General features: G+C 64.2%; 15 protein-coding genes. 6 read left to right on the top strand and 9 right to left on the bottom strand.

Going from position 1 to position 15,840, the window contains the following annotated elements; translation table 11 throughout:
* Nucleotides 1-36: 36 nt before the first annotated feature.
* From pqqA to pedF, 7 genes are all read right to left on the bottom strand, one after another.
* Complete coding sequence (gene pqqA / locus AB4N98_RS22640; protein WP_074750225.1) at nucleotides 37-108, bottom strand: pyrroloquinoline quinone precursor peptide PqqA; 72 nt, start codon at nucleotides 106-108, stop codon at nucleotides 37-39.
* A gap of 240 nt (nucleotides 109-348) precedes the next feature.
* On the bottom strand, nucleotides 349-1,869 hold the full coding sequence (exaC, locus tag AB4N98_RS22635; protein WP_017527060.1) for an acetaldehyde dehydrogenase ExaC: 1,521 nt from the start codon (nucleotides 1,867-1,869) through the stop codon (nucleotides 349-351).
* A 122-nt stretch (nucleotides 1,870-1,991) separates the two neighbouring features.
* Nucleotides 1,992-3,767: a PQQ-dependent methanol/ethanol family dehydrogenase gene (locus AB4N98_RS22630; protein ID WP_017527059.1), complete on the bottom strand. Its 1,776-nt coding sequence runs from the start codon at nucleotides 3,765-3,767 to the stop codon at nucleotides 1,992-1,994.
* Nucleotides 3,768-3,882: 115 nt separating this feature from the next.
* Nucleotides 3,883-4,815 carry a quinoprotein relay system zinc metallohydrolase 1 gene (locus AB4N98_RS22625; protein WP_065877535.1) on the bottom strand — a complete coding sequence of 311 codons (933 nt, stop codon included), beginning with the start codon at nucleotides 4,813-4,815 and terminating at the stop codon, nucleotides 3,883-3,885.
* A 16-nt stretch (nucleotides 4,816-4,831) separates the two neighbouring features.
* Entirely contained in the window at nucleotides 4,832-5,581 is a 750-nt protein-coding gene (locus tag AB4N98_RS22620; protein WP_017527057.1) for a quinoprotein dehydrogenase-associated SoxYZ-like carrier, read from the bottom strand.
* Between the two features lie 9 nt (nucleotides 5,582-5,590).
* Nucleotides 5,591-6,466 (bottom strand): substrate-binding periplasmic protein, encoded by an 876-nt coding sequence (locus tag AB4N98_RS22615; protein WP_065877537.1) that lies wholly within the window; start codon nucleotides 6,464-6,466, stop codon nucleotides 5,591-5,593.
* 3 nt (nucleotides 6,467-6,469) lie between these two features.
* Nucleotides 6,470-6,931: a cytochrome c-550 PedF gene (gene pedF / locus AB4N98_RS22610; RefSeq protein ID WP_017527055.1), complete on the bottom strand. Its 462-nt coding sequence runs from the start codon at nucleotides 6,929-6,931 to the stop codon at nucleotides 6,470-6,472.
* 254 nt (nucleotides 6,932-7,185) lie between these two features.
* Between pedF and exaA the strand changes: the two genes are divergently transcribed.
* Both exaA and AB4N98_RS22600 read left to right on the top strand, forming a co-directional pair.
* Complete coding sequence (gene exaA / locus AB4N98_RS22605) at nucleotides 7,186-9,090, top strand: quinoprotein ethanol dehydrogenase (RefSeq protein WP_083221592.1); 1,905 nt, start codon at nucleotides 7,186-7,188, stop codon at nucleotides 9,088-9,090.
* Nucleotides 9,091-9,188: 98 nt separating this feature from the next.
* Nucleotides 9,189-9,836, top strand: a complete 648-nt coding sequence (locus AB4N98_RS22600) for a pentapeptide repeat-containing protein (protein WP_065877542.1) — start codon at nucleotides 9,189-9,191, stop codon at nucleotides 9,834-9,836.
* A gap of 214 nt (nucleotides 9,837-10,050) precedes the next feature.
* On the opposite strand, the gene AB4N98_RS22595 is transcribed toward AB4N98_RS22600, so the two are convergent.
* Both AB4N98_RS22595 and AB4N98_RS22590 read right to left on the bottom strand, forming a co-directional pair.
* Nucleotides 10,051-10,677, bottom strand: coding sequence for a response regulator transcription factor (locus AB4N98_RS22595; protein WP_017527052.1), 627 nt, complete (start codon nucleotides 10,675-10,677; stop codon nucleotides 10,051-10,053).
* Nucleotides 10,674-11,936, bottom strand: a complete 1,263-nt coding sequence (locus AB4N98_RS22590) for a sensor histidine kinase (RefSeq protein WP_065877771.1) — start codon at nucleotides 11,934-11,936, stop codon at nucleotides 10,674-10,676. The genes AB4N98_RS22595 and AB4N98_RS22590 overlap by 4 nt, the downstream gene beginning before the upstream one ends.
* 167 nt (nucleotides 11,937-12,103) lie before the next feature.
* On the opposite strand from AB4N98_RS22590, the gene AB4N98_RS22585 reads away from it, so the two are divergent.
* From AB4N98_RS22585 to AB4N98_RS22570, 4 genes are read left to right on the top strand one after another with little or no spacing between them, the layout of a single operon-like run.
* The gene (locus tag AB4N98_RS22585) at nucleotides 12,104-13,276 is read left to right on the top strand and encodes an ABC transporter substrate-binding protein (RefSeq protein ID WP_017527050.1); all 1,173 of its coding nucleotides are present in this window, start codon (nucleotides 12,104-12,106) and stop codon (nucleotides 13,274-13,276) included.
* Between the two features lie 30 nt (nucleotides 13,277-13,306).
* Nucleotides 13,307-14,266 carry a YVTN family beta-propeller repeat protein gene (locus AB4N98_RS22580; RefSeq protein ID WP_460148929.1) on the top strand — a complete coding sequence of 320 codons (960 nt, stop codon included), beginning with the start codon at nucleotides 13,307-13,309 and terminating at the stop codon, nucleotides 14,264-14,266.
* Complete coding sequence (locus AB4N98_RS22575) at nucleotides 14,263-15,003, top strand: ABC transporter ATP-binding protein (protein ID WP_460148928.1); 741 nt, start codon at nucleotides 14,263-14,265, stop codon at nucleotides 15,001-15,003. The genes AB4N98_RS22580 and AB4N98_RS22575 overlap by 4 nt, the downstream gene beginning before the upstream one ends.
* The gene (locus AB4N98_RS22570) at nucleotides 15,000-15,791 is read left to right on the top strand and encodes an ABC transporter permease (RefSeq protein ID WP_460148927.1); all 792 of its coding nucleotides are present in this window, start codon (nucleotides 15,000-15,002) and stop codon (nucleotides 15,789-15,791) included. The genes AB4N98_RS22575 and AB4N98_RS22570 overlap by 4 nt, the downstream gene beginning before the upstream one ends.
* Nucleotides 15,792-15,840: the final 49 nt, after the last annotated feature.

The raw sequence follows: 15,840 nt of genomic DNA, 5'->3' as shown, positions 1-15,840 counted from the left end.
CAGACCAAAGAGGCATCCTCCGTGCGGCGCCCGCGATCAGCGGCTGGCGAAGTACATGGTCACTTCAAAGCCGATACGCAGGTCGGTGTAGGTCGGTTTAGTCCACATGGGGTAGTCCTCTTGTTATGCCGGAAGATTCCGGTAGAGGCATTAATGCATGGGGGGATGGGTGTGCGAATGCTACTTTCGAAGGAGTGAATGCACTGCAATAGTCGCGAATGTACCCAGGACAAAATGTGGGAGGGGGCTTGCTCCCGATGGCGGTGGGTCAGTCAACATTCATGTCACTGACCCACTGCTATCGGGAGCAAGCCCCCTCCCACAGGGGACCGCGTTGCAATCAGGGGGTCAGAAGAACCCCAGCGGATTGATGTCGTAGCTCACCAGCAGGTTCTTGGTCTGCTGGTAGTGATCGAGCATCATCTTGTGGTTCTCACGCCCCACGCCCGATTTCTTGTACCCGCCAAATGCCGCGTGCGCCGGGTACAGGTGGTAGCAGTTGGTCCACACACGCCCGGCCTTGATCGCCCGGCCCATGCGATAGGCGCGGTTGATGTCGCGGGTCCACAAACCGGCGCCCAGGCCGAACTCGCTGTCGTTGGCAATCGCCAGGGCCTCGGCTTCGTCCTTGAAGGTGGTCACACCCACCACTGGGCCGAAGATTTCCTCCTGGAACACGCGCATCTTGTTGTGGCCCTTGAGCAGCGTCGGCTGGATGTAATACCCGCTGGCCAGGTCGCCATCCAAACGCTCGGCCGCGCCGCCGGTGAGCAGCACCGCGCCCTCTTCCTGGGCGATCTTGAGGTACGAGAGGATCTTGTCGTATTGCTGCTCGGACGCCTGGGCGCCGACCATGGTCTCGGTGTCCAGCGGGTTGCCGCGCTTGATCTTGACGATCTTCTTCATCACTTCGGCCATGAACGGCTCGTAGATCGACTCCTGCACCAGCGCCCGCGACGGGCAGGTGCACACTTCGCCCTGGTTGAAAAATGCCAGCACCAGGCCTTCGGCGGCTTTTTCAATGAACGCAGGCTCGGCGTTCATGATGTCTTCAAAGAAGATGTTCGGCGATTTGCCGCCCAGCTCCACCGTGGACGGAATAATGTTTTCGGCCGCGCAATGCATGATGTGCGCGCCCACCGGGGTGGAGCCGGTAAAGGCGATCTTGGCGATGCGCTTGCTGGTGGCTAACGCCTCTCCCGCCTCGCGGCCAAAGCCCTGCACGATGTTCAGCACGCCCGGTGGCAGCAGATCGGCGATCAGCTCGGCAAACACCATGATCGACAGCGGCGTCTGCTCGGCCGGCTTGAGCACGATGCAGTTACCGGCGGCCAGGGCCGGGGCGAGTTTCCAGGCGGCCATCAGCAGCGGGAAGTTCCACGGAATGATCTGCCCGACCACGCCCAGCGGCTCGTGGAAATGATAGGCCGTGGTCAGTTCGTTGATCTCGGCGGCGCCGCCTTCCTGGGCGCGGATGCAACCGGCGAAGTAGCGGAAGTGGTCGGCAGCCAGGGGTACGTCGGCGTTGAGGGTTTCGCGCACGGCCTTGCCGTTGTCCCAGGTCTCGCTCACGGCCAGCACTTCGAGGTGTTGCTCGATGCGGTCGGCGATTTTCAGCAGCACCAGGGAACGGTCCTGGGCCGAGGTCTTGCCCCAGGCGTCGGCGGCGGCGTGCGCGGCATCCAGGGCCTTGTCGATGTCGGCGGCGTTGGAACGCGGGAACTCGGCGATGACTTCACCGGTGACCGGCGAGGAATTGGTGAAGTACTCACCACTGAGCGGCGCAACGAACTCGCCGCCGATGAAATTGCCGTAGCGCGATTTGAAGCTGACGATAGCGCCAGGGGTACCAGGTTGTGCGTAGATCATGTTGAAGCCTCTGTCTGGGTCCGGGCCTGTCGGTCAACAGGCGATGACCCGATAGTAAAGAGCCCCCGCCGCCGGGCGAATGCGCCGTTGGCAGGGGGGGCTCTTGTTATTTGGTCGTAGATTTAGTGCTTGGCGACCAGCTCTTTAGGCAATTTGAACGTCCAGAGCATGCCGCCCTGGTTGAAGTCCTTGACCCGCTTGGCCACCTCGCCGCCCCACAACGGCACCGCGCCGCCCCAGCCGGAGAGCACCGACACGTACTGTTCGCCGTCCATTTCCCAGGTCACAGGCGAGCCGAGCACGCCGGAACCGGTCTGGAATTCCCAGACCTTCTCACCGGTCTTGGCGTTGAACGCCTGCAGGAACCCTTCCGGCGTGCCGGTGAACACCAGGTTGCCCTTGGTGGTGAGCACCCCGCCCCACAGCGGCGCGAAGTTCTTGTGGCGCCAGACTTCCTTGCCGGTTTTAGGGTCGATGGCGCGCAGCACGCCGATATAGTCTTCGTTCAGCGGCTTGATGGTGAAACCCGCGCCAAGGAACGCCGCGCCTTTCTTGTAGGCAATGCCTTCATTCCAGATATCCATGCCCCATTCGTTGGACGGCACATAGAACAGCCCGGTGTCGCGGTTGTAGGCCATCGGCATCCAGTTCTTCGCGCCGAGGAACGCCGGCGCGACAAACACCGAGGTGCCCTTGGTTTCACTGCCCGGCGCGCCGGGGCGGCTGGCTTCGTTGTAGATCGGCCGGCCGTTCTTATCCAGGCCGGTGGCCCAGGTGATCTTGTCGACAAACGGGAAGCCACGGATGAACTTGCCGTTGGTGCGGTCGAGCACATAGAAGAAGCCGTTACGGTCAGCGGTCGCCGCCGCTTTGATTTCCTTGCCGCCGTCGGTGTAGTTGAAGGAGATCAGCTCGTTGACGCCGTCATAGTCCCAACCGTCGTGGGGCGTGCTCTGAAAGTGCCACTTGATGGTGCCGTCGTCCGGGTTCAGCGCCAGGCGCGACGACGAATAGAGGTTGTCGCCAGGGCGCAGGTGCGAGTTCCACGGCGCCGGGTTGCCGGTGCCGAACAACAGCAGGTTGGTTTCCGGGTCGTAGTAGCCGCCCAGCCACGGTGCTGCGCCGCCGGTCTTCCACAGGTCGCCGGGCCAGGTCTTGCCCGCCTCGCCACCGGAGATACCGTTTTCCACGGCCTTGCCGTCCTTGTAGACGTAACCCATATGGCCTTCGACGGTCGGACGGCTCCACAACAGGTCGCCGTTTTTCGGGTCGTAGGCCTCGATCTTGCCCACCACACCGAACTCGCCCCCGGCCACGCCGGTGATCAGTTTGCCGTTGATCACCAGCGGCGCGGCGCTGATCGAGTAGCCTTCCTTGTGGTCGGCGACTTTCTTGCTCCACACCACTTTGCCGGTGTCTTTGTTCAGGGCCACCAGCTTGGCGTCGAGGGTGCCGAAGAACACCAGGTCGCCATACAGCGCCACGCCACGGTTGATCACGTCACAGCAGGGGCGGATGTCATCGGGCAGGCGCGCATCGTATTGCCAGAGCTTCTTGCCGGTGCGCGCGTCCACCGCGAACACCCGCGAGTAGGAACCGGTGAGGTACATGACCCCGTCCTTGACCATCGGCTGCGCCTGCTGCCCGCGCTGTTTCTCGCCACCAAACGAAAATGCCCAGACCGGGCGCAGCTCCTTGACGTTGTCCACGTTGAGCGTATCGAGCGGGCTATAACGCTGGCCCTGCACGCCAAGGCCGTTGGTGACGATCTGCCCGGGGGTTTTCGGGTCCTGGAGGATGTCCTGGTCGGTCACGGCCGCCATGGTTTGGCCGGATAACAGGATGGCACCGAGCAACACACTCAAGGCGAAGGGTTGGCGACGTGCGGGTTGGGTCATGACGGCTACCTCTGCGGTTTTTTGTTATATCCGGGAAATTTTCCCGGTCTGGTGCAGATTCTTGGGCGCAGGGGCGATTGTCACAATTGACCGCAGTATCGAGATCGCTAGTTCCTTAGTAGCGGGTATCCACCCGTTGCATCTGCGCGCGCTCGTAGCGCGGGTACAGGTGGCTGACGCTGCGGATCAGTTCATAGCGGCCCAGGCTGATCGCGGCGAACCGCTCGGGGATGGGGCTGCGGATCATCTCGGCCATGTCGCTGCCCTGGGCGGCGCCGTCGCGCAGCAGTTGATCGAGCCAGGTGAGGTAGTCGCGCATCTGCGCGAAGGGCTGCGCATCGCTGGCCACCGGGCCATGGCCGGGCACGATCAGGCTCCAGGGCAAGGCTTGCAGGGTGTCGAGGTCGGCCAGCCACACCGCCAGCCCAGGGCTGTTGGGGGTGGTAAGGGCGCGCTGATAAAACACCAGGTCACCGGCAAACAGCACGCCGGTACTCTGGTCGAGAATCGCCAGGTCAGCGCCGGTGTGCCCGGTGAGTGCCAGCAGGCGCAGGTCGTGGCCGTCCACGCTGAGCACACCGGGCTCCAGCACCTGGGTGGGCAACACCACTTCGGTGCCGCGCATCCAGTCGCCGACCATGCGGTAGAGGTTCTGCGCCATGCTGTCGCCCTGCTCGTGCAGTAACTGCGTGGTGTCGGCCAGCGCGCCGATGGGGACGTCCTTGAACGCCTGGTTGCCCAGCGCATGGTCGGGGTGATGATGGGTAATCAGCACCCGGACCACCGGTTTGGCGGTGACCTTGGCAATGGCCTGGCGCAGGGCTTCGCCGTAGCGCCGCGACGGGCCAGTGTCGATCACCACCACGCCGGCCTCGGTGACGATGAACGCCGTGTTGACGATATTGCCGCCATTGGCCTTGGCAAAGTTGTCGGTGCTGCCTTCGAGCAGCCAGGTGTCGTCGGCGATCAGTCGGGGTTTGAGGGCGTAGTCGAGGTCTGCCAGGGCGGGCAGGCTCAGGCCCAGGCACAACAAGAGAATCCAGCGCATGCCGCGCTCCTTCTGGTCAGGGGATGGCCGCGTCGAATTCGTTGCCGCTGTTGTCACGCAGCACCAGGCGGGTGGGCCCTGGCGCGTCGATATCGAACGCCAGGTTGGGGTTTTCGCTGACCGCCGGGAACAGCTCCAGTTCGGCCAGCACCTGATCATCCCGGCCACGCAATTGCGCATGGTTGAGAAAAAATTCCGGGATGCCGCTGACCATGCCGTTGTCCATCGGGTGCGCCACCTGCACGCGCACCCGGCTGAATTCGCCACGTGGGTAACGCCCGCCGAGCACCTCGCCGATATGCTCCTCCCACCCCGGTTGGCTACGCACCACGCTGGGTGCGGTGCAGCCACCACCGGCGGCGTCGATCAGGGTCGAGCCGACGTGCCACAGCCCGTCTGTGGTGAGTACCGCCGCGCGCAACGGCGTGGCCTGTTCGATGCGAATACGGATCGCCAGCCACGGCAACACCCCGGCCTTGGGTTCAAACTCAACAATCTTCGGCAGCGGGTTCAGCTCGGCCCAGGCCAGGATCTTCACCACCTCGCCGTTGAACGCACGGGCGTCGATTTCCAGCGGCACCTGGCGCGCATCCTCGGCGAACGGCGGCGCCAGCAGCTTGACCCGCTCGTCGAACACAAACGGCGCATCCGCCAGGAACTGCTTGTGGTAGAAGGCCCACATCACCGACGGCACCGGGTCGACCTCCACGGCGTGCGCCGCCAACGGCAGCCAGCAGGCCAATATGCAGCTCAGTCGCCAGTTCATCGCCTGCTCCTATTGGTACATGTCGGGCACTTCGTACTGCAGGCCGTAGTGGCTATAGATGCGCTGCACCGAGCCATCGCGGATCAGCGCTTCCAGCGCCTCTTCCACGGCATAGGCCAACTGGCGATTGCTCTCGTGCACCGCCATGCCGATCTCCCAGCGCTGCTTGCCCATGTTGGGGTAAGCGTTTTGCGCCAGGGCCAGTTGCGGGTCGTGGGCCTCGTGCACCTGCCAGTCGATTTCACCGCGCATGGCCATCACCGCGTCGACCTCGCCGGCCTTCATCGCCGCGAACGCCTGGGGCACGCCGGGGTAGTGACGGGTCTTGCCGGCGAGCATGCCGTTGAATACCGAGGTGAGGTAGAACGACGGCACGCTGTCGACTTCGACGCCAATCGGGTGCTGCTCGAACACCGCCACACTGGCGACCTTGTCCAGGCGTCGGCGGTCATACGCCACCTGCCATTGTTCGTTCTGGTAGGGCCCGAACATCACCACGTGGCCGTTTTCCAACTCGCCCTGGTCGTTGCGCTTTTGTGCGTAGGCAGGGTCGTAGGGCGCGCGCATCATCAGGTCGGCCAGTTGCTGGTGGTGCAACGGGCTGCCGCGCCAGATGTAGTCGCGCAGGTCGTCGTCGAGTTTCTCGCCGGCCGGCGCCCAGATCAGCGCCAACCGCACCCCCAGCGCCTTGGCCAGGGCCTGGGCCAGTTCCACGTCCACCCCCCGTGGCGTGCTGCCGTCCAGGAAGCTGTAGGGGGCGAAGTCTTTGTACACCGCCACTTTGATCTCGCCGGCGGCGATCATCTGGTCATAGCTGCGCACCTGTGCCTGTGCCGTCTGGCAACACAGCAGGGCCAGGCCAAGCACATACGCGAACAGGCGCATGGGTTACTCCTCGACGTGCACGGAGTCCAGGTAGGTACGCACCGCCCACAAGGCCTCCTGGCTCAGGTAATCGGCCATTTTCGGCATATACACCCGACCGTCGCGCACCGCGCCGTGGCGCACGCGCTCCACAAACCACTCATCACCGGCCTCGCCCGCATCCAGCATGCGCAAGTCGGGGGCGATACCACCGGACTTGGCTTCCAGGCCGTGGCAGGCAGCGCAGTTCTGGTTGTAGGCCGACGAGCCGATTTCCACGGCCTTGTCATGTTCCGGCGAGGTGCGATACGGATTCACCGCCGCCCAGCCGTCGGCATCGACCGGCACACCGGCGTCTTTGATCGAGGTCAGGCCCTTGGTTTCCACCGCTTGCGGAACCACGTTGCCATGCGCCCAGGCGGAGCCGGCACCGATCACACCCACCAACAGGCCAGCCACGAGCCAGGCATTGTGTTTTGTTGTCATTATTTTGCCCTCAGAATTGCACGCAAAACCTCATTACAGAGGCTATGGCAACCATCTTAGAAAGCCCTGGGCATGGGCCGTATGCTGCTTTGGTGGTCGGCCTCTCCTCCCTTGGTAGTAGGGCTTGAGGGGCACGCCTAAAACAGCGGCGGTCCGGGAAGTCTTCCCGGCCACAGCGGGACTTTTTCCGTATCCGCCCAATGCCCCGGCGCTCCACCCTGTGCAGGCCAAAACCTCCACTGGGAACTGCAACCATGACAATAAGATCGCTACCCGCCCGTTCACCGTTGAGCCTTGCCGTGCAGGCCTTGCTGCTGGTCGGCAGCCTGTCGTTGAGTGCCACCGGCTTTGCCGCCGCCGAGCCTGCCCCTTCTACCCAAAAACCGACGCGCAACGTCACCTGGGAAGACATCGCCAACGACCACCTGACCACCCAGGACGTGCTGCAATACGGCATGGGCACCAACGCCCAGCGCTGGAGCCCGCTGGCGCAGGTCAACGACAAGAACGTGTTCAAGCTCACCCCGGCCTGGTCCTATTCGTTCGGCGATGAGAAGCAGCGCGGCCAGGAGTCCCAGGCCATCGTCAACGACGGCGTGGTCTACGTCACCGGGTCCTATTCCCGCGTATTTGCCCTCGACGCCAAGACCGGCAAGCGCCTGTGGACGTACAACCACCGCCTGCCCGACAACATTCGCCCGTGCTGTGACGTGGTCAACCGCGGTGCGGCGATTTTCGGCGACAAGATCTACTTCGGCACCCTCGACGCGCGCCTGATCGCCCTCGACAAAAACACCGGCAAAGTGGTGTGGAACAAAAAATTCGGCGACCACGCCGCCGGCTACACCATGACCGGCGCCCCGGTGCTGATCAAAGACAAAGTCAGCGGCAAAGTACTGCTGATCCACGGCAGCTCCGGCGATGAATTCGGCGTGGTCGGCCAGCTGTATGCGCGCGACCCGGACACCGGCGAAGAAGTCTGGATGCGCCCGTTCGTGGAGGGCCACATGGGTCGCCTGAACGGCAAGGACAGCACGCCCACCGGCGACGTGAAAGCACCGTCGTGGCCGAACGACCCGACCACCGAAACCGGCAAGGTCGAAGCCTGGAGCCACGGGGGCGGCGCACCTTGGCAGAGCGCGAGTTTCGATGCCGAGACCAATACCATCATCGTCGGCGCCGGCAACCCCGGCCCGTGGAACACCTGGGCGCGGACGGCCAAGGACGGCAACCCCCACGACTTCGACAGCCTCTACACCTCCGGCCAGGTCGGCGTCGACCCCAGCACCGGTGAAGTGAAGTGGTTCTACCAGCACACCCCCAACGACGCGTGGGATTTCTCCGGCAACAACGAGCTGGTGCTGTTCGACTACAAGGGCAAGGACGGCAAAGTGGTCAAGGCCACCGGCCACGCCGACCGCAACGGTTTCTTCTACGTGGTCGACCGCAACAACGGCAAGCTGCAGAACGCCTTCCCGTTCGTGGACAACATCACCTGGGCCAGCCACATCGACCTGAAGACCGGCCGCCCGGTCGAGAACGAAGGCCAGCGCCCGGCCAAGCCATTGCCCGGCGAAACCAAAGGCAAACCGGTGGAAGTCTCGCCGCCGTTCCTGGGGGGCAAGAACTGGAACCCCATGGCCTACAGCCAGGACACCGGGCTGTTCTACATCCCGGGCAACCAGTGGAAAGAGGAATATTGGACCGAAGAGGTCAACTACAAGAAGGGCTCGGCGTACCTGGGCATGGGGTTTCGCATCAAGCGCATGTATGACGACCACGTCGGCACCCTGCGGGCGATGAACCCCACCACCGGCAAGGTGGTGTGGGAGCACAAGGAACACCTGCCATTGTGGGCCGGCGTGCTGGCGACCAAGGGCAACCTGGTGTTCACCGGCACCGGCGACGGTTTCTTCAAGGCCTTCGACGCGAAAACCGGCAAGGAGCTGTGGAAGTTCCAGACCGGCAGCGGCATCGTCTCGCCGCCGATCACCTGGGAGCAGGATGGCGAGCAGTACATCGGCGTGACTGTCGGTTATGGCGGCGCGGTGCCGTTGTGGGGCGGCGACATGGCTGAGCTGACCAAGCCGGTGGCACAGGGTGGGTCGTTCTGGGTGTTCAAGATCCCGAGTTGGGATAACAAGACCGCCCAGAAATAACCCATCAGCCAATGCCGGGCCGCGCTTTTTTGTGGTGAACGGGCTTGCCCCGCTCACCCCACAAGCTCGCTCGCTACAGGATCCCCAGAGGTCTCGTGATGAACTACATACCCTTGTTACTCCTGCTCGCCCTGCCCCTGGCCCACGCCGATGATGGCGACGACGCCCCGCTGATCATCAACGGCTGCACCATCGCCGAACACAGCCAATGCCCCGGCGCCAACCTGCAGGGTGCCAACCTGCGCAACCAGAACCTCGGCAACATGAACCTGGCCGGCGCCGACCTGCGCGGTGCGGACCTGCGCCACGCCACGCTCGACCTGGCCAACCTGGAAAAAGCCCAACTGCAAGGCGCCAACCTCACCCGCGCCAGCCTGCAGCAAAGCAACCTGCGCCTGGCCGACTTTACCGGCGCCACGCTGATGGCGATCCAGGGTTGGGGCCTGTTTGCCCAGGGCGCGCAGTTTGAAAACGCCAACCTCAGCGCGGCCTACCTGCAATTCGCACGGCTGTCGGGAGCGAAGATGCACAAGGCCAACCTGCGTGCAGCGGATCTGGAAATGACCTGGTTGAGCAAGGCGGACCTGCAAGGGGCAGACCTGCGTGACGCGAACTTGCAGGAAGCCAAGTTTGGCGAGAGCAACCTGGAAAAAGCGACACTCACCGGCAGTCGCCAGCACTACGCGAACTTCCAGGACGCCAACCTGGAGGGCTGCACGGACTGCCCCACCACCTGGGACCGTTAGCACACCGCCATTCAAATGTGAGAGGGGGCTTGCTCCCGATAGCCGTACATCAGTTGCAGATACGTCAACTGACCCACCGCTATCGGGAGCAAGCCCCCTCCCACAGTTTTATCTCCATCGATCAAATAGAGCTCAGCCAGCCTCAGCTCTGGCTTTTGCTTTTGCTGTTGCCCGAGCTTTTGATCTCAGGCTCCCGTCAAACACGCTGGCCCGCTTATCCAGCCACCCGCACCACCCCCATGTCGATTCCCAAATGCACCAGTTCAGCATGGGAACTGACCTGCAATTTGCTCTTGAGCAGGGTCAGGTGGTTGGACACGGTCTTGCTGCTGATATTGAGCCGGTCGGCTATCGCACGGGTGGGGGTGCCCTTGGCCAGCATCAGGAAGATTTCCAGCTCGCGTGGGGTCATGCCCTGCAGGCGTTGATCGCTGGGGGTATAGGCCAGTTCGGTGGCCAGGGCCTGTTCGATGTAGGCGTGGCCGTCGAGGATGCGCCGCACCGCTTCGATCAACACTTCGGGCGCCGAGCTTTTGGTCAGGTAGCCCCAGGCCCCGGCCTCCAGGGCCTGGCGCACCAGTGGCAATTCGTCGTGCATGCTGAAAAACAGCACGCGCAGCTGCGGCAGGCGCTGGCGCAGGCGGCGGGTGGTTTCCAGGCCGCTGATGCCCGGCAGGCCGAAGTCCATGATCACTAGGTGCGGCACCGCTTCCTGCACCCGGCTCAACGCTTCTTCGCCACTGGCGGCCTCGCGTACCTCGACCGCCGGCAGCACGGCGCGCAACAGGCTGGCGTAACCCTGGCGCACCACGGCGTGGTCATCCACCAACAGAATATTCATCCGGCCTCCAATGGCATGTTCAACGCCAGCGCCCAACCGGCGCCGGGGTGGCTGAGGATCTTCAGTTCGCCGCCCAGGCAGCGCGCGCGTTCGGCCATCGAATGCAGGCCCACGCCGGGCCGCTGGGGGGTGTCTGCGCCGCGTCCGTTATCGCGCACCCACAGGCGCAGGCGTGAACCGCGATGCTGCAGGCGCACGCGCACCTGGCTGGCGTCGGCATGCCGCAGGATGTTGGTCAGGGCTTCCTGGAGAAGGCGATACAGGTGGGTCTTGCTGGCGCCGGATAGCGCCGGCAGATCGGCACTGACCTGCAACCGGCACGGGATGCCATGGCTGGCCTGCCACTGCGTCACCAGCATGGCGAACGCCTCAGCCATCGGCAGATGTTGCAGGGCCACCGGGTACAGGTCGTGAACCAGCGCGCGAAAACCTTGCTGCAAATGCTCGCAATGCGCCTCCAGCAACCCCACGGTGCGCGTGAGCATTTGCGGCTGATCGGCCACCAGGCGCAACAGGCACGCCTGGGCGCGGATACCGGCCAGGTATTGGCCAAGGTCGTCGTGCAGGGTCTGGGCCAGGTGGGTGCGTTCCTGCTCCTGCACCGCCAGCAAGGTTTGGGTGAGTTGGGTGTTGTCGGTGCGGGCCTGTTCCAGGGCGTGGGTCATGCGATTGAAGTGCAGCGCCAATTGCCGCGCTTCCGGCGCGCCTTCGCTGCGCAGGCGCACATTGAGCCGGCCGGCACACACCTGTTGCAGGGCGCGCAGCAGCTCATCGAGCACGCCCATGCCACGGCGCACCGCCCAGCGGATGGTCAACAGGCTCAGCGCCAGCGCCAGGGCGCACAGGCCCAACAGTTGTTGCAGGGAGTCCCAGACTTCGTCGATTTCATCCCGTGGGTCTACCGCGATGGACACGCGTCGACCGTCCGGTAAGTCCAGCACTTGGGCCGTGCGCCGTGCCTCGACGAACAACAGGCGCCCGAGCCAGGCATCCGGGCCCTGCGCCGTGGGCGCCTGCGCGGTCTCGCCAGGCTTGAGCCAGTGCACGCGCACATGGCGCAGGCTGGCGGTGAGCCTGGGTTGCAGGCTGGCGGGGTCGCGTTCGGCGGTCTCGCTCAGGTAGTGCACCACCGCTTCGGCCGATTGCAGCTCGCGTTCCACATCCGCCAGGGCCTGGTGCAGCAACAACGCAGTGCAGGCACAGGTGACCAGCACGAAGAAGCCGCACACCCACAGGTTGATCCGCCACAAGGCCGACAAGACGCGCATGCTGGTGTCACTCCTGTGAATAGGCCCGTGGTGCTCCATGCTAAAACCGCGCAGCGCGCGGGGGGCTACTACCTTGGTACTGGCTCGGCGGTACTTTCTGCATATTTGCAGCGACCGTAAGCCTTCCTATGCTGGCGCTACCTGTCATGGAGTGCCTTATGCGCCAGCTCGCCCCTTATGCCGTGGTCTGCCTGATGGCGATCGCCTGGGCCACCACCGGCCAGGCTGCCCAGACGCCGTTGCAGGTGCAGCTCGGCTACCTGGGCTATCGACCTGACCCTGGGCCGCTGCTGTCGAATGTGATTACCGAACCCGCCGATGCCGGGCAACGCGGCGCCGAACTGGCGATCATCGACAGCAACAGCACCGGCGCCTTTCTCAATCAACGCTACAGCCTGGCCAGCGCCACGGTGGACACGGCCGAGGCGCTGCTTGCCGCCGCCAAGGTGCAACATGACCAGGGCCTGCGCCTGTTCGTGGTGAACGCGCCCACCGCCAGCCTGCGTCAACTCAGCGCCGCCCTGCCCGACAGCCTGTTGTTCAACGCCGGCAGCCCCGATGACAGCCTGCGCAGCACCGACTGCCTGGGCAACGTGCTGCATACCCTGCCCAGCCGCGCGATGCTCGCCGACGCGCTGGCGCAGTTTTTGGTGCTGCGCAAATGGCAAAAGGCGCTGCTGATCGTCGGCCCCACCGAAGACGACCAGGCCTACGCCGCCGCCCTGCGCCGCGCCGCCAAGCGTTTTGGCGTGCAACTGGTGGCGGAAAAAGCCTGGCGTTTCGATAACGACCAACGCCGCAGCGCCCAGGCGGATATGCCGCTGTTCACCCAGACCGCCGAATACGAGGTGGTGCTGGTGGCCGATGAGCGCGGCGACTTCGGCGAGTACGTCCCCTATCAAACCTGGTACCCCCGCCCCGTCGCCGGTACGCAGGGCCTCACGCCGACCGGCTGGCACAAAACCGTCGAGACCTACGGCGCGGCCCAATTGCAAAAACGCTTTGAGGCCCTGACCGGGCGCTGGATGAACGACCGCGACTTCGCCGCCTGGATGGCCGTGCGCAGCGTTGCCAGTGCGGTGAGCCGGTTACGCCAGGCCGACCCCATGGCGATCCGCCAACTGGCGATCAGCGAACAGCTGCCGCTGGACGGTTTCAAGGGTCGCAAGCTCAGCTATCGCCCCTGGAACGGCCAGTTGCGCCAGCCGATTCCTATCGTGCAACCGCGCGCCCTGGTGAGCACCTCACCCCAGGACGGCTTCCTGCACCCCACCAATGAAATGGACAGCCTGGGCTATGACAAGCCCGAGGTGACGTGCCGCTATCCCTGATCGCCACCCCACAATAATAAGGAATCCGCCATGCGCCGCACCCTGCTCTCATGCGCCCTGCTGCTTGCCGCCGGGCACGCCGTGGCCAGTACCGCCTGGGTCTCCAATGAAAAAGACAACAGCCTGAGCCTGATCGACCTGCAGACCCTGCAAGTCACCGACACGCTCAAGGTCGGCCAGCGCCCGCGGGGCCTGCTGCTGTCCCATGACAACAAGCTGCTGTACATCTGCGCCAGCGACTCGGACCGGGTGCAGGTGATGGACGTGGCCACGCGCAAGATCATCAAGGAGCTGCCCTCCGGCAAAGACCCCGAGCAGTTCGCCCTGCACCCCAATAACCGCTGGTTGTATGTGTCCAACGAAGACGATGCGCTGGTCACGGTGATCGACACCGAGACGTCCAAGGTGCTCGGCCAGATCAACGTCGGCGTCGAGCCCGAGGGCATGGCGGTGAGCCCGGACGGCAAATGGGCGGTGAACACCAGCGAAACCACGAACATGCTGCACTGGATCGACACCAGCACCCAGACCCTGGCCGACAGCACCCTGGTGGATCAGCGCCCACGGTTTGTCGAATTCAACAACGATGGCTCGCAGCTGTGGGCCTCGGCGGAAATCGGCGGCACCGTGACCATTCTCGACGTGGCCAGCCGCGCGGTTCTCAAGACCCTGACGTTCAAGATCAAGGGCGTCCACCCGGACAAGGTGCAACCGGTGGGCATCAAACTCAGCGCCGACGGCAAATACGGCTTTGTCGCCCTCGGCCCGGCCAACCATGTGGCGGTGATCGACGCCAAGACCTTCGAGATCCTCGACTACCTGCTGGTGGGCCGCCGCGTGTGGCAGATGGCCTTTACCCCGGACCAGAAACAACTGCTGGCCACCAACGGCGTGAGCGGTGATGTGTCGGTGATCGATGTGGACAGCCTCAAGGTGATCAAGTCGGTAAAAGTCGGGCGCTACCCCTGGGGCGTGGTGGTAACGCCATGAGCGCCCTGGAGGTCAGCGCGCTGAGTTTCGCCTATGGCTCGCGCCAGGCCTTGAACGAGGTGGGTTTCAGCCTCGCAGCCGGGCAATTTGCGGCGTTGCTGGGCGCCAATGGCGCCGGCAAATCGACCTTGATCGCCCTGCTGACCCGGCTGTATGACCTGCAGTCGGGCGACATTCGCGTGAGCGGGCATTCCCTGCGCGAGGCACCGCGCGCCGCCCTCACCCAGTTGGGCGTGGTGTTCCAGCAAAGCACCCTGGACCTGGACTTGAGCGTGGAGCAGAACCTGCGTTACCACGCCGCGCTGCATGGCTTGTCGCGACGCCAGGCCAACACGCGGGTCGAAGCCGAACTGACGCGCCAGGCCCTCACTGAGCGACGCCGCGAAAAGGTTCGCGAACTCAACGGCGGGCACCGCCGCCGTGTGGAAATTGCCCGCGCGTTGCTGCACGCGCCGCGCGTGCTGCTGCTCGACGAAGCCAGCGTCGGCCTCGACCCCGCCAGCCGCCTGGCCCTGAACCGGCACGTGCGCAGCCTGTGCGCCGAACACGGCATCAGCGTGCTGTGGACCACCCACTTGCTGGATGAGGTGCAGGCCAGCGACGCACTGATGGTTCTGCATCAGGGCCGCTTGGTGGCCAGCGGGCAAGTCGATGTGCTCACTCAACAACAGGGCGATGACCTGGGCAGCCTGTTCGCCCGGCTGACGCGCCCCGCCATTGCGGGGGCCACGGCATGAACGCTTATTGGCAGTGCCTGCGCGGCATCGTGCTGCGCGAATGGCTGCGCTTTGTGTTGCAGCGCACGCGGTTTCTCAGCGCGCTGGTGCGCCCGCTGTTGTGGCTGGTGGTGTTTGCCGCCGGGTTCCGCGCGGCCCTGGGCATCTCGGTGATCGAGCCCTACGACACCTACATCCCCTATGAGGTCTACATCATCCCCGGCCTGGCCTGCATGATCCTGCTGTTCAACGGCATGCAGGGCTCGCTGTCGATGGTCTACGACCGCGAGATGGGCAGCATGCGCGTGCTGTTGACCAGCCCGCTGCCGCGCACGTTTTTGCTGTGCAGCAAACTATTGGCCACTGCGTTGATCTCGCTGTTGCAGGTGTATGCGTTCCTCGCCATTGCCTGGGTTTACGGCGTGCGCCCGCCGGCCATGGGGCTGTTGATCGCCCTGCCCGCGTTGCTGCTGGTGGCGTTGATGCTCAGCGCCCTGGGCTTGTTGCTGTCGAATGCGATTCGCCAATTGGAGAACTTTGCCGGCGTGATGAACTTCGTGATCTTCCCGCTGTTTTTCCTGTCGTCGGCGCTGTACCCGCTGTGGAAGATGCGCGACTCCAGCGAAGGGTTGTACTGGTTGTGCGCGATCAACCCGTTTACCCACGCCGTGGAACTGGTGCGCTTTGCCCTGTATGAGCGCTTCGCCGGGCTGGCACTGGCGGTGTGCCTGGGGCTGACCGTGCTGTTCACGCTGTTGGCGGTGCTGACCTTCAACCCCCAGCACGCGGCGCTGCGCAAAAAAGGCTGAGGGCGGCAAAACTACTACTTTAGTACTGGTTTTGCTGTCTATCGTCGCA

This window comes from Pseudomonas sp. S3_E10 (genome assembly GCF_054667615.1).
Note: the sequence above shows the minus strand (reverse complement) of the source record. Positions and strands in the feature narration are given on the sequence as shown.

What these genes read in the sequence shown, in the direction of transcription:
- pedF (WP_017527055.1), bottom strand. Translation starts at nt 6,931, where the DNA reads ATGACAACAAAACACAATGCCTGGCTCGTGGCTGGCCTGTTGGTGGGT.
- AB4N98_RS22570 (WP_460148927.1), top strand. Translation starts at nt 15,000, where the DNA reads ATGAACGCTTATTGGCAGTGCCTGCGCGGCATCGTGCTGCGCGAATGG.
- AB4N98_RS22625 (WP_065877535.1), bottom strand. Translation starts at nt 4,815, where the DNA reads ATGCGCTGGATTCTCTTGTTGTGCCTGGGCCTGAGCCTGCCCGCCCTG.
- AB4N98_RS22620 (WP_017527057.1), bottom strand. Translation starts at nt 5,581, where the DNA reads ATGAACTGGCGACTGAGCTGCATATTGGCCTGCTGGCTGCCGTTGGCG.
- exaC (WP_017527060.1), bottom strand. Translation starts at nt 1,869, where the DNA reads ATGATCTACGCACAACCTGGTACCCCTGGCGCTATCGTCAGCTTCAAA.
- AB4N98_RS22600 (WP_065877542.1), top strand. Translation starts at nt 9,189, where the DNA reads ATGAACTACATACCCTTGTTACTCCTGCTCGCCCTGCCCCTGGCCCAC.
- AB4N98_RS22580 (WP_460148929.1), top strand. Translation starts at nt 13,307, where the DNA reads ATGCGCCGCACCCTGCTCTCATGCGCCCTGCTGCTTGCCGCCGGGCAC.
- AB4N98_RS22575 (WP_460148928.1), top strand. Translation starts at nt 14,263, where the DNA reads ATGAGCGCCCTGGAGGTCAGCGCGCTGAGTTTCGCCTATGGCTCGCGC.
- AB4N98_RS22630 (WP_017527059.1), bottom strand. Translation starts at nt 3,767, where the DNA reads ATGACCCAACCCGCACGTCGCCAACCCTTCGCCTTGAGTGTGTTGCTC.
- AB4N98_RS22585 (WP_017527050.1), top strand. Translation starts at nt 12,104, where the DNA reads ATGCGCCAGCTCGCCCCTTATGCCGTGGTCTGCCTGATGGCGATCGCC.
- AB4N98_RS22615 (WP_065877537.1), bottom strand. Translation starts at nt 6,466, where the DNA reads ATGCGCCTGTTCGCGTATGTGCTTGGCCTGGCCCTGCTGTGTTGCCAG.
- exaA (WP_083221592.1), top strand. Translation starts at nt 7,186, where the DNA reads ATGACAATAAGATCGCTACCCGCCCGTTCACCGTTGAGCCTTGCCGTG.
- AB4N98_RS22595 (WP_017527052.1), bottom strand. Translation starts at nt 10,677, where the DNA reads ATGAATATTCTGTTGGTGGATGACCACGCCGTGGTGCGCCAGGGTTAC.